At 66.7% G+C, this 12,011-nt stretch carries 14 protein-coding genes and 2 pseudogenes; 10 read left to right on the top strand and 6 right to left on the bottom strand.

The window, feature by feature from the left end; all coding sequences use genetic code 11:
- Positions 1–380 (top strand): annotated as a pseudogene (locus B3T59_RS22395) (alcohol dehydrogenase); the annotation flags it as partial.
- Positions 381–420: 40 nt separating this feature from the next.
- Here the strand turns inward: B3T59_RS22395 and B3T59_RS22390 are convergent.
- A complete protein-coding gene (locus B3T59_RS22390) occupies positions 421–1,236 on the bottom strand; it encodes an SOS response-associated peptidase (protein WP_064863728.1) in 816 nt (271 codons plus the stop codon).
- Positions 1,237–1,349: 113 nt separating this feature from the next.
- Positions 1,350–1,841: an aminoacyl-tRNA deacylase gene (locus tag B3T59_RS22385; protein ID WP_064863729.1), complete on the bottom strand. Its 492-nt coding sequence runs from the start codon at positions 1,839–1,841 to the stop codon at positions 1,350–1,352.
- A 291-nt stretch (positions 1,842–2,132) separates the two neighbouring features.
- Between B3T59_RS22385 and B3T59_RS22380 the strand changes: the two genes are divergently transcribed.
- The 5 genes from B3T59_RS22380 (at position 2,133) to B3T59_RS22365 (ending at position 5,391) form a co-directional block, all read left to right on the top strand.
- Positions 2,133–2,948 (top strand): sigma-70 family RNA polymerase sigma factor, encoded by an 816-nt coding sequence (locus tag B3T59_RS22380; RefSeq protein ID WP_231895111.1) that lies wholly within the window; start codon positions 2,133–2,135, stop codon positions 2,946–2,948.
- A complete protein-coding gene (gene rsrA / locus B3T59_RS22375) occupies positions 2,945–3,268 on the top strand; it encodes a mycothiol system anti-sigma-R factor (RefSeq protein WP_287005171.1) in 324 nt (107 codons plus the stop codon). The genes B3T59_RS22380 and rsrA overlap by 4 nt, the downstream gene beginning before the upstream one ends.
- 107 nt (positions 3,269–3,375) lie before the next feature.
- Positions 3,376–3,450, top strand: a complete 75-nt coding sequence (locus tag B3T59_RS24635; RefSeq protein WP_109239415.1) for a 50S ribosomal protein bL37 — start codon at positions 3,376–3,378, stop codon at positions 3,448–3,450.
- 146 nt (positions 3,451–3,596) lie between these two features.
- The gene (locus tag B3T59_RS22370) at positions 3,597–3,812 is read left to right on the top strand and encodes a biotin/lipoyl-binding carrier protein (RefSeq protein ID WP_064863713.1); all 216 of its coding nucleotides are present in this window, start codon (positions 3,597–3,599) and stop codon (positions 3,810–3,812) included.
- A 16-nt stretch (positions 3,813–3,828) separates the two neighbouring features.
- Positions 3,829–5,391 (top strand): sensor histidine kinase, encoded by a 1,563-nt coding sequence (locus tag B3T59_RS22365; RefSeq protein ID WP_287005176.1) that lies wholly within the window; start codon positions 3,829–3,831, stop codon positions 5,389–5,391.
- A gap of 89 nt (positions 5,392–5,480) precedes the next feature.
- Here B3T59_RS22365 and B3T59_RS22360 read toward each other — a convergent pair whose 3' ends face one another.
- Both B3T59_RS22360 and B3T59_RS22355 read right to left on the bottom strand, forming a co-directional pair.
- On the bottom strand, positions 5,481–5,735 hold the full coding sequence (locus B3T59_RS22360; RefSeq protein ID WP_005170735.1) for a WhiB family transcriptional regulator: 255 nt from the start codon (positions 5,733–5,735) through the stop codon (positions 5,481–5,483).
- A 501-nt stretch (positions 5,736–6,236) separates the two neighbouring features.
- Positions 6,237–7,160 carry a diacylglycerol/lipid kinase family protein gene (locus tag B3T59_RS22355; RefSeq protein WP_287005175.1) on the bottom strand — a complete coding sequence of 308 codons (924 nt, stop codon included), beginning with the start codon at positions 7,158–7,160 and terminating at the stop codon, positions 6,237–6,239.
- A gap of 202 nt (positions 7,161–7,362) precedes the next feature.
- On the opposite strand from B3T59_RS22355, the gene B3T59_RS22350 reads away from it, so the two are divergent.
- Both B3T59_RS22350 and B3T59_RS22345 read left to right on the top strand, forming a co-directional pair.
- Positions 7,363–7,728 carry a hypothetical protein gene (locus B3T59_RS22350; protein WP_287005174.1) on the top strand — a complete coding sequence of 122 codons (366 nt, stop codon included), beginning with the start codon at positions 7,363–7,365 and terminating at the stop codon, positions 7,726–7,728.
- A gap of 137 nt (positions 7,729–7,865) precedes the next feature.
- On the top strand, positions 7,866–8,657 hold the full coding sequence (locus B3T59_RS22345; RefSeq protein ID WP_005203682.1) for a ParA family protein: 792 nt from the start codon (positions 7,866–7,868) through the stop codon (positions 8,655–8,657).
- 16 nt (positions 8,658–8,673) lie between these two features.
- Here the strand turns inward: B3T59_RS22345 and B3T59_RS22340 are convergent, their stop codons facing one another.
- Together B3T59_RS22340 and B3T59_RS22335 are read right to left on the bottom strand one after the other, a co-directional pair.
- Positions 8,674–9,975 (bottom strand): hypothetical protein, encoded by a 1,302-nt coding sequence (locus tag B3T59_RS22340; RefSeq protein ID WP_005203680.1) that lies wholly within the window; start codon positions 9,973–9,975, stop codon positions 8,674–8,676.
- Positions 9,976–10,013: 38 nt separating this feature from the next.
- Positions 10,014–11,156 (bottom strand): annotated as a pseudogene (locus B3T59_RS22335) (DEAD/DEAH box helicase); the annotation flags it as partial.
- Between B3T59_RS22335 and B3T59_RS22330 the strand changes: the two are divergent.
- Together B3T59_RS22330 and B3T59_RS22325 are read left to right on the top strand one after the other, a co-directional pair.
- Positions 11,112–11,771, top strand: coding sequence for a methylenetetrahydrofolate reductase (locus B3T59_RS22330; protein ID WP_287005173.1), 660 nt, complete (start codon positions 11,112–11,114; stop codon positions 11,769–11,771). The pseudogene B3T59_RS22335 and the gene B3T59_RS22330 overlap by 45 nt on opposite strands.
- A gap of 32 nt (positions 11,772–11,803) precedes the next feature.
- Positions 11,804–12,011, top strand: a 208-nt coding sequence (locus tag B3T59_RS22325; protein ID WP_287005170.1) for a hypothetical protein, incomplete at its 3' end; no start/stop codon positions are given.

The following is a 12,011-nucleotide window of genomic DNA, read 5'->3' as shown; positions in this document are numbered from 1 at the left end:
TCGTTGGGGGCTGCCTCGGTCAACGGTGCCTACGACGCTCGCCAGTGCCTCTCGACGCAGCGATCACCTTCGCACCTGTGGGCGACCTGGTCCCGGTGGCGATGCGCGCACTCGACCGGGGAGGGGTGCTGTCGATCGCCGGGATACACCTGTCCGACATTCCCGCACTGAACTACGAGCGAGAACTGTTCTACGAGAGGGAGATTCGCTCGGTCACGGCCAACACTCGCGACGACGGACGCGAATTCCTCGAGCTCGCCGCCCGCTACGGTGTCGCGGCGACGACACACACCTACCCGCTGTCGAAGGCCGACCAAGCGCTGTCCGACCTCAAAGCGGGCCGATTCGACGGTGCCGCCGTCCTCGTTCCCGACCGATGAGTGCCCGACCGATGAGTGCCCGACGAGTGAGTGCGACTCATCAGACCGGTGCCAGCAGCTCCGGTCCGTTGTTGGCCACGCGGTTGACCAGGGGCGAGACCTCGCGGATCGCGATCGCGTCGGCGATGGCCTCGCTCGGCGGCGCGAAGAGCTCCGACGGCGCGGGGTGGTCGGGATCGAGCCAGGCATCCCAACTGTCGTAGGGCATGATCCGCGGCATGCGGTCGTGTACCTCGCGCAGGTCGCCGACGGCGTCGGTGGTCAGGATGGTGCAGCTCAGCAGGGGTGGCGCGTCGGGATCTGTGGGGTCGTGCCAGGCCGACCACAAACCCGCCATGAACAGCCGTGTCCCGTCCTTGGGCGACATGAAGAACGGGATCTTGGTCGGCTTGCCCTTGCTTTTGCCGGGGCGGGGGCTGTTCTCCGGGCCGGGCTTCCACTCGTACCAGCCGTCCATGGGCACGAGGCAGCGCTTGGACTTCACCGAACTGCGGAACGAACTCTTCTCCGCAGCGGTCTCGGCGCGGGCGTTGAACAGCAACGGTCCCTTGCCGACCTCTTTGGCCCACGTCGGTACCAGCCCCCATCGCATCGCCCGCACGCGCAGCCGCGGATCGTCGTGCGGGTCGTCGTGAGAATGCCGTTCGACGACGGTCAGGATCGTCGACGTCGGCGCCACGTTGTAGTTGGTGCCCAGGGTCCGCGGTGCCTGATCGGTACCGGACTTATCGGGGCTCGGCTGCTTGGCGCTGGTCTGGTCGTCGGGTGTGGGTGGCGCAGCGGGCACCTCGTTGACCGCGTCGATCTCGGCCGCGAGCTTGGCAGGGTCGGTCGTCACCGCGAAACGTCCACACATGGAGTCCATGCTGTCACGAGGGGCTGACACGAGGGGCTGTCACGAGGGGCTGACACGAGGTGCCGACAGAGACTCTGACGGAAGCAGGGGAACGCTCAGGGACAGGGAAACGCTCAGGCGGCGATGTCGGCGGTGACGGCCGAGGTCGCGGCGACCAGGTCGGTGGGCGACAGCTCCACTTCCAGGCCGCGTTTACCTGCACTGCACAGGACGCGATCCCACTCGAGAGCAGAAGAGTCGACGACCGTCGGCAGCGCGGTTCGCTGGCCGAGTGGTGACACACCGCCGAGCACGTAACCGGTGGATCGGGTCACTGCTTTCGCCTCGGCCATCACCGCCTTCGACGCTCCGAGTGCTGCTGCCACGGCCTTGAGCGACAGCTTGCGCGGCACCGGTACCACGGCGACGGCAAGGCCTCCGGGGCCGCCGGTCAATGCCACGACGAGCGTCTTGAAGATCTGCTCGGGTGCAACCCGGAGCGTCGACGAGAGAGCATCCACCGCTTCCGCTCCATACGCTTCGGACTTCCGATCGTGGGTGTAGCTGTGTACCTCGTGCGGCACATCAGCCCTGCTGAGCGCCGCGAGCGCGGGGGTGGCTGCCATCGGAACCTCCAGATGTGTCAGCGGTGCCGCAGACGCGGGCACCGGAAGAAATCGGACATGCGCGGAACAATTGTCGGCGCAGCCCTGTTGACCAACAATGTCAGGACGCCCGCACCCCCTGTTCAGCGGGCGATCAACACAGATCGATACCGCGACATCAGATGCCGCGACATCAACAGCACGAGCGTTTTCAACAGATCGAGGAGGTGGATTGCCGTGGGAGCGACGTTGCTCGAACGACCGAGGCAACCACGACCTGGTGAGCTGCGAGAAGGAGCCGGGTCGGTAAGCTTGATCGACATCACCGGTGCACCTGCGCAGACCCTCACCGGGTTGGGCGGCATCGGAGTCATCAGCGAAGGGAATTACGTGGCTTCTCCCGAGTCCCCCGACTCTGACGGCGGTGCTGACAGGACAAGCGACACCGCCTCACAAGCGTCGAACCCAGAAACGTCGACAACCGATGATTCGACCGCCGCAGCGGGTTCGGCACCCCGTCGCGCTGATCCGTCGGAGACCGACGCCGATCTGACGGAACGGTTCGAGCGCGACGCGCTCCCGTTGCTCGACCAGATGTACGGCGCGGCGCTTCGAATGACGCGCAATCCGGCCGACGCAGAGGATCTGGTCCAGGAGACGTACGTTAAGGCATTCTCGGCGTTCGCATCGTTCCGCGAGGGCACCAACCTCAAGGCCTGGCTGTACCGCATCCTGACCAACACATACATCAACGGGTACCGCAAGAAGCAGCGTCAGCCCGCCCAGTACCCGACCGACGAGATCACCGACTGGCAGCTGGCGGCCAATGCCGAGCACACGTCGACCGGTCTGCGTTCTGCCGAGATCGAGGCGCTCGACGCCCTGCCCGACGACGAGATCAAGGCTGCGCTGCAGGCACTTCCGGAGGATTTCCGGATGGCCGTCTACTACGCCGACGTCGAGGGTCTTCCGTACAAGGAGATCGCCGAGATCATGGACACTCCGATCGGAACGGTCATGTCACGACTGCATCGTGGTCGACGTCAACTGCGTGAACTGCTGACGGACGTCGCACGTGATCGTGGCTTCCTCCGTGAGCCTGCCTCCGAGAGCGGGGTGGCACGATGAGCGACTCGACTCCCGATGTGGCGCCGGTACCGCTTGCCGACGATCCCGAATTCACCTCACTCGATTGCTCCGCGGTCATCGCCGACGTGTGGCTTGTGCTGGACAATGAGTGCGACGCCGCGGCTCGCGCCCGACTTCAGCAGCATCTCGACGAGTGCCCTTCGTGCCTGGCGCACTACGGCATCGAGAGCCAGCTCAAGGCGCTGATCAACCGCAAGTGCGGGGGAGATCGTGCGCCCGACAGCCTGCGTGACCGACTGCGCGTCGAGATCCGCAAGACCGTCGTCGTTCGCGAAACGCGGTATTCCGCGGGCGAGTGACCCCCGGCTTTCGACGAAGCGACGCAGGTCCAACCGGTACCGATTCCAGGATTCCGGGTGCGACGTGGGATAATCACTGAGCACATCGGAGACGAAGGAGGCCCGTCATGGGTAAGCGCGGACGCAAGAAGCGCGCACGCAAGAAGAGCGCAGCCAACCACGGCAAGCGCCCCAACGCCTGAGCTGCGTGCCAGACGAAAGCCCGGAGCGTGATCGACGGTCATACCGACCGCGTCCGCCCGGGCTTTTTCGTGTCGTGATCGCTTGCCGGCAGTCGGGCGCCGCGGTGCGCGCCCTGCCTGTCACAGCGGTGGACTAGTTTGTTCACATGGCAGAAGACGTTGTCGCCGAGATCGTGGCGAGTGTTCTGGAAGTCCGCGCAACCCCTGGTCAACGCATCGAGATCGGCGACACGCTGGTGCTGCTCGAATCGATGAAGATGGAGATCCCGGTCCTCGCCGAGGAGTCGGGAACGCTCGCAGACGTCAGGGTCAAGGTGGGCGATGTGATTCATGCAGGCGACATCATCGCCACCTACGAGTAGCCGCGCACCCTCACCGATGTCGACGCTGGCCGATCTCCTCGCCGAATACACAACACTCTCCGACCGTGCAGCGGCATATCTGCAGCGCGTCGTCGCCGAATGGCAACTGCTCGCCGACCTTTCCTTCGCCGATTTCCTGCTCGCCGTGCGCGCCGAGAACGGCGAGGTGGTGACGGTCGCGCAGTGCCGACCCAACACGGCGTCGACGGTGTTTCCGAGCGATCAGGTCGGCATGGTCGTCGGTGCCGACGCCAACCCGCAGGCGCTGCGCGCATTCGACGAAGGGCACATTCTCCGCGAGGAAGACCCCACCTGGATCGGTCCGGTCGCCATTCGGCGCGAGGCGGTTCCCGTCGGATTCTCCGGTGAGGTCATCGGTGTTCTCACCCGGGCTGTCGACCTCACTCATCCGCGACTGCCCTCACCGCTCGAACTGGCATATCAGGACTCGGCGAACGACCTGTGCCAGATGGTTGCCGACGGCACGTTTGCGCGGCTAGAGGTCAACCCGCGAGGCTTGTCGACCCCACGCGCGGGCGACGGTTTCGTGCGGATCGACGAGCGCGGCGTCGTCCTTTATGCGAGTCCCAACGCGCTGTCGGCGTTTCATCGCATGGGGTGGACGTCGGAGCTCTCGGGGAGACGACTGTCGGACGTCACGACGTCGCTGCTGACCGACCCATTCGAATCTCACGACGCCGCCACCATGATCGACGTCGCCGCGGGCGTCGTCGCGCCGCCGGAGGGGCCGTACCCCGACATCGGAATGCGTATGGAAGCCGACGCGCGCCGGGCGACCGTGCTGCTGCGGGCGGTGCCGTTGCGTCCGCGCGGTGTGAGTTCCGGTGCCGTGGTGCTGATCCGCGACGTCACCGAGGTCAAGCGTCGAGACCTCGCACTGATCAGCAAGGACGCCACGATCCGGGAGATTCATCACCGGGTCAAGAACAACTTGCAGTCGGTGTCTGCACTGTTGCGTCTGCAGGCACGTCGCACATCCAACGAGGAAGCGAGATCGGCACTCGTCGAGGCTGTCCGACGAGTGGCAGCCATCGCCACCGTGCACGAGTTGCTCTCGGGCAGCGTCGACGAAGAGGTCGACATGGACGAGGCCGTCTCCCGGCTGCTTCCCACGATGGTCGACGTCGCCGCAGGGGAGACGCCGGTGTCGGTGAGCCACCGTGACCGCCTCGGGGTGCTCCCCGCCGAGCTGGCGATGCCGCTCGTGATGGTGCTGACCGAGCTGATACAGAACGCCGTCGAGCATGGGTTCGCTCGCCCACGCGGGGATGACCGTGTGGACGACAGTGGAGACGGCACAGCTGCGGTGCGTGACGACGCCAGGATCGAGATCTCCGCCGACCGCGACGTGCGGCGCATGGTGGTGACCGTGCGCGACAACGGCTCGGGGCTGCCGGCCGATTTCTCCATCAACGACTCGGAGCGCTTGGGGCTTCAGATCGTGCAGACACTTGTCGCGATCGAGCTCGGAGGTGAGTTGGAACTCGGGCCGAACCCGGAAGGTCGGGGAGCGCAGGCGCGCATCGCAGTTCCATTGCACGCCCGCACGCCGACGTGAGGGCAATACAAAAAGACCCGGCGCGATGGCCGGGTCTTTTTGTTGGTCCCCCACGGGACCGTGGTCGATCAGACTGTTTGTAAGTCGATCTAGACGCTGCTGCGGGTCCGCGTGCGTGCCGTACGACGCTTCAGTGCTCGACGCTCGTCCTCGCTCATGCCGCCCCACACACCGGCGTCCTGACCGGACTCGAGAGCCCAGGACAGACATTCGGCGGTGACGGGACACCGCGCGCAGACGAGCTTCGCATCGGCGATCTGTGCGATAGCCGGACCGCTGGTTCCCACCGGGAAGAACAGCTCGGGGTCCTCGTCGCGACAGATTGCCTTGTGACGCCAGTCCATTCCTTCTCCTTCAGGTGCGTGTGTTGCGCGCACCACTCGTCATCGAAATCTTGCTTCTTGTGGCTGTAACCATCAGTTCACGTAGACACACCAAATGTTTCCGTGCTGTTGCTTGTGAATACTTTCACGAATTCAGCTGAAGTCAATGGTGTTCCGCTGACACGTGTGCAATATCACTCTCCGTGACCCCTGGTGGGAGGGGGGTGGTGCACTCGCGTCCGTGCCAATGTTCTATGCTACGCCGGTTGTTCGATTATTGCCGATATGTTTCCGCAGCTAGTGGCGTAGATCGCATTCTGACACCCAGGAGCGTGATCGTGGTCACCCAGCGATTGCCGTCTGCCTGGGCGTAACCCGAAATTCACCTGACCCGAGAGTCAGGTGAGGCCGGATGAGGCGGTCGAATTTGCGCTGCTAGGGGGCGATGTGCATGGCAGTGAAGCGCTGAGTGACTGTGCTCAACTGGTCCTGGAGGATCGGCCTCATCTGGGCCTCATCTCGTCAGGGAGCGACGACGCCGAGTACGGACTCGCGGTGCGAGAAGTGGATCGACGTGAACGCCCCGACGTAGTCGCCGTCCATCTGGACGTCGATCGGCTCCTCGGCGTCGAATTGGACCCACTCGACGTCGTCGTCGCGAATCAGGTGTGGCGCTTTGGGGTCGCGCTGCGTGAGCAGACGCGTGGCGAGTCCGACGTTGCGCAGTAGGCCTGTCGACGTGGCAGCGAACAGGCCCAGGCGTGCGGTGAGGTCGGTGCCGGGGTTCGTGCGGATCTCGTGGTTGCCCAAGAACGTCCAGGGCGTGGTGTTGGAGACGAACGCGAATCGCACACCGTCGATCGGCTCGTGGCCGTCGAACTGCACGCGAAAAGGGGGCTGGCTCGACGATCCGCGTATGAAGCAACTGACCGTCGTCCACAGGTATCGGCCGGGTGTTGCCGCTTTGCCCGCGTGGCGTTTGTCCTCCATCGCGTGCACCACCACGGCGTCCATACCCATTCCCGCGTTGAACAGGAACCAGCGAGTGTCCGTGTGTCCCAAGCCGATTCGATGAATCGACGAGGCGTCGACGAGGTCGATCAGCTGGCGCGTCGCGCGCAGAGGGTCGGAATCGATGCCGAGGGTCCGTGCGAAGACATTGGCGCTGCCTCCGGGGATGATCGCGAGCGCCGGGCGGGGGAGTGTCGGATCGAACTCGGCCGGCGATCCGAGAATGCCGTTGGCCACCTCGTTGACCGAGCCGTCGCCGCCGTGCACGACGACGATGTCGTATCCCTGTTCCCGGGCACGCGCGCCGAGTTCGCCGGCATGACCGCGGTGCGTGGTGTGCTCGACGTCGACCGGGACATGGGCGCTGAGGGTATTGACGAGCGCATCACGACCCGCGGCGGTGGTCGCGGTCGCGAAGGGGTTGACGATGAGCATGACGCGCACGACTCCCGAGGATATGGGGTCGCAGCGAACGCCGACCCTGCGCCCCCGTCCTCCGAGCACCCAATACTCTGGACGGGTGAGCAAAAAGCAGGACCCCGCCGGTCGTGGTGCCCGTAGGGCGGCACCGCGAGACGGGCGTGAGAAGGCCGAGACGACGTCGAACACGGACGAGCTATGTCCGGTTCAGTTACGCGTGGCAGGGGCGATCACGGCGCTCGAGGGCGCGATTGCGGTCATCTTCGCCGTCGTCCTGGTGATCCGTGCGGCTGCGGGCCACCATGAGGCCGCGATCAGCGGATATGGCACCGCGGCCTGGTTCGGAATCATCTTCGGTGGCGTTCTCGTCGGCGGGATCGCGCTGATGCGCAGTCGTCGGTGGGGCCGGGCCATCTCGTTGGTCGCTCAGATCCTGCTCCTCCCGGTTGCCTACTACCTGTTCACCAGCCACCAGGTGGGATTCGCGATCCCCTTGGCAATCGCGGCGGTGGTGACACTTGTCCTGCTGTTCCATCCGGCGTCGGTGCGCTGGATCTCCGGCGACCTCGACGCTTCCGAGTGAGTGACATGCCTCGGAGTAGGCGCTGGACGGGGCGTCGAAGCGAACTGGGGTATTGATTTCGATCACACGATGGAAATTGTGTGTGACAACCCGGTGCGCTCGAGACGTTGTGATCTGACGGGTCGTAGAGTGAGCGCATGACGCGGATGCTGGCGGTAGCGAATCAGAAGGGTGGCGTCGCCAAGACGACCACTGTCGAATCCCTGGGCGCCGCGCTCGCCGATCTCGACGCGTCGGTGCTCGTCGTCGACCTCGATCCACAAGGGTGCCTTACGTTTTCATTGGGGCACGATCCCGATCAACTCCAGGCGTCGGTCCACGACGTGCTGCTGGGTGATGAGGAAATCGCCGACGTTCTCCTCGACACGGCCGACAACGTCACGCTGCTCCCCGCGACGATCGACCTCGCGGGCGCCGAAGCGCTCCTGTTGATGCGGCCGGGGCGCGAGTACGCGCTCAAGCGGGCGCTCGCGGAGGTGGCCGAGGATTTCGACGTCATCCTGATCGACTGCCCGCCCTCGCTGGGAGTCCTCACGCTCAACGGGCTCACCGCGGCCGATGAGGTGATCGTGCCGCTGCAGTGCGAGACGCTGGCGCATCGCGGCGTCGGACAACTTCTGCGCACGGTCAACGAGGTTCAGCAGATCACCAACCCCAACCTGACGATGCTGGGTGCCGTCGCCACATTGTTCGACGCACGGACGACCCACAGTCGTGACGTCCTCTCCGACGTCTCGGATCGGTACGACCTCCCCGTGATCGAGCCGCCGATCCCGCGGACGGTGCGGTTCGCGGAGGCGTCGGCATCTGGCGCGTCGGTGATGCGTGGTCGAAAGAACAAGGGCGCCACGGCATATCGCGATCTCGCCGAGAACCTCTGGAAGCACTGGGAGGCAGGCGAGGACGTGCGGACCTTCGATCCGAGCTGAGCTTTCGATCCGAGCGTCAGCCCGCGTCGGTGGGAACCAACGCGCGGACCGTCGAGCCGGTTTGTTCGACGACGTTGCTGCCGATGACCCGAAGGCTCGTCGTGGCGGTGACTGAATCGCGAGGGAATGCGATGGAGCCGGTTTCGCGGCCGTTCGCAGGGTCGCGCACGCTGATGCCCGCCCTCGTGGGGAGCAGGAGTGAACCGGCCATGGTCTCGCCGGGCCCCAGCGTCTGCGGGACCTGATAGGTGGGTCGCATGGTCTGGCCGTCGAGCACGACGGTCGCGGCTCCGGTGAAGTAGGTGACGAGTCCCTCGCTGGTCAACGCGACGCTGTCGGCGGGCGGTGACTCCGGCCCCTGCACGGTGCTCACCGGTCCTTCGACCCCGTCGGAGTCGAAGACGCGAATCCTGGCCTCGCCGGGCGGCGTGGCGACCTGACCCGAGGCCCCCGTTCGGTCGGCTCTGCCGTCGTACACGGCGATCCCCGAACTGCTCATGGCGATCAGCACCGGCGGTGGCCCCGAGGTGGTGTCGGTGATCAACGTCGACCCGTATTGCTTGACCTTCTCGTCGCTGTCGAGCACAGCGCCGAGCACCGTGAGCCGATAGCCGGGGTCGTTCTTGCAGCGTTCGATGACTGCGACGCGATCGCCGCTGATGGTGCCGGAGTAGAACCTGCAGTCGACGCGGCCGGGTTGCGTGCCCGGCTTGACCGGGGCGGTGACCCGACCGTACTCGATTCCGCGCACCAGATTCGATCCCCACGTCTCCAGCCGATGGCTGCCGAGCGCGAGTACGTACCCCGAATCGGTGACGAGTCTCAGTTCGTCGTCGGCATCGGAGGTGCGCGCGCCCTTACGCTGCCCAGTCGAGGAGGCCAGGGCCGTCACCTCCGAGCATCCACGCGAGTTTCGGTACACCCCCAGCACCTCGTCGGCGCTCGTCGGCCAGGCGGCCGCGGCGGAACACAGCGGGATATCTCGTGTGTATCGCCACAGTTCGCGGCCCGTTGTCGGGTCATGTCCGACGACGGTGCCGTGGGAGTCGGTGCCGTTGTCCGCGGTGACCACGACAGAGCGGGACATCGCGGGCACGCTTGTCGCGTCCGACGATGCGGTCCACGCGACCCGCAATCCCTGCGGGACCGCCGTCGCGGGCGCGACTTCGGGTGCGGGCGCTGACGCCTGCGCACTGTCGGTGTGGCGGACGGGACTCACCGACCACACGACGATGCCGACCACGACGACGATCACCACGATGACAGCAGAAACCGCCAGGTCGACGCGTGTGCGTCGTTCGGGGGCGATGCGTGTCACGGGCGCCCCGGGCGCGGTTGGATCACCTCGGTGCAGTCCTAGTCGGCCGTGGCGGTCGCCGGTGCCGAGTCTGCGGCGTGAGTGGTGTTCGCGTCGGAGCCGCGGCCCGCGCCTCCGCGTCGACGACGACGCCTGCGCGGCTTGCTCTCGCCGCCTTCGGTCGACGCCGCGTTGTCAGTGGTGGACGCCGTCGCCTTGTCTGCACCGGACGCGTTGTCCGCGTCGGTCGAGGAGTGCTTGTCGCCGTTCGATGCGGCGGCGTTGGAGCCGGACTTGCCGCCTCGTGTGCGACGACGCGTCCGCGAACTCGCGGTGCGCTCGGCGCGGGGCGTGCGCTCGACGCGTTCGCCTTCGGGGCGCTCGCGCTTGGGTGCGGCGACGCGGCCGGTTGCCGACTCGGGGATACCGAGCTCTTCGCGGAGGTGTTCCGACGTCGAGTAGGTCTCGGCGGGCTCGGGCACGCCGAGCTTGAGTGCCGAATCGATGAGCTCCCAGCGATGCAGCTCGTCCCAGTCGACGAGTGTGATGGCGATGCCGGTGCGACCGGCGCGACCCGTGCGACCGATGCGGTGCACGTAGGTCTTGTCGTCGTCGGGGCACTGGTAGTTGATGACGTGCGTGACGTCGTCGATGTCGATGCCGCGTGCTGCGACGTCGGTGGCGACGAGCACGTCGATCTCTCCGGTGCGGAACTTCTTGAGTGCCTTCTCGCGTGCCACCTGACCGAGGTCGCCGTGGACGGCGCCGACGGAGAAACCGCGCTCGGCGAGGTCGTCTGCGACCTTCTGGGCGGTGCGCTTGGTGCGCGTGAAGATCATCGTCGCGCCGCGGCCGTCGGCCTGCAGGATGCGTGCGACGAGTTCGGCCTTGTCCATCGCGTGTGCGCGGTACACGTACTGCGTGGTGCGCTCGTGCACCGCGGAGTCGTTGGCGTGCTCTGCGCGGATGTGTGTCGGACGCTGCAGGAACGTGCGGGCGAGGGTGACAATGGGGCCGGGCATGGTCGCGGAGAAGAGCATCGTCTGCTTCTGCTCGGGCAGTGCCGCCATGATGCGTTCGATGTCGGGGAGGAAGCCGAGGTCGAGCATTTCGTCGGCCTCGTCGAGAACGAGAACGGCTACCTTGCCGAGGATCAGGTGGCCCTGCTGCGCGAGGTCGAGGCGTCGCGCTGCGCGTCCGACCCGGCCGTCGCGCTGCGCGGCGCGGCCCGGCCGCTGACGATCGCCGTCGCGACGTTCTGCGACGGCAACCCCGCCGCCGGCACGACCCGCACCCAGGAGGTGCGCCGCCTGTGGCAGAAGCAGCAGGCCGGCGCGAGCTTCGCGATCACGCAGCTCTTCTACGACGCGTCGTCGTACACCGACTTCGTCGCCGAGGCCCGCGCGGCCGGCGTGACGATCCCCATCCTCGCCGGGCTGCTGCCCACGACGGAGCCCGCGCGGCTCCGTCGCGTCGAGGAGCTCACGGGCGTGCGCGCGCCCCAGCACCTGCTGGACGCGCTCGACGCCCTGCCCGACCCGGAGGCGCAGCACGCCTACGGGATCGCGTACTCGGTCGACCTCGCGCAGCGCGTCCTCGACGCGGGCACGCCCGGTCTGCACGTGTACACGTTCAACAAGCACCGCGCCGCTCTTGACCTGCTCGAGGGTGTCCACCTCGGCGGCGGGTCGGGCGGGACCGGGGGCGGCGCCAGCGCCGCCGCCGCCCCGCTCGTCCCGGACCTGGCCAGCGGGCCGTGGGTCACCGGCACCTCCCTGCCCCCGACGAGCGCCGCCACGCACGGCGCGCCCGTCTGACCGGTCCTCCGGACCAGCAAGAGGTTTCGATCATGGCCACTTCCGTACCCTCCCCTACCCAGAACCCGGTCGGATTCCCCGCCGGGACCGTGCTCGGCTACCCGCGCATCGGGCGCCGCCGCGAGCTGAAGAAGGCCGTCGAGGCGTTCTGGGCCGGCAAGACGTCGGCCGAGGAGCTCGAGACCACGGCCCGCGAGCTGCGCCTCGCGACCGTGCGCCGCCTCGTCGAGCTCGGCCTCG

It is taken from the genome of Gordonia sp. UBA7860 (genome assembly GCF_002500165.1).
GTDB classification, from domain to species: Bacteria; Actinomycetota; Actinomycetes; order Mycobacteriales; family Mycobacteriaceae; genus Gordonia; species Gordonia sputi.
This window is presented reverse-complemented; position numbering and strand designations above follow the sequence as displayed.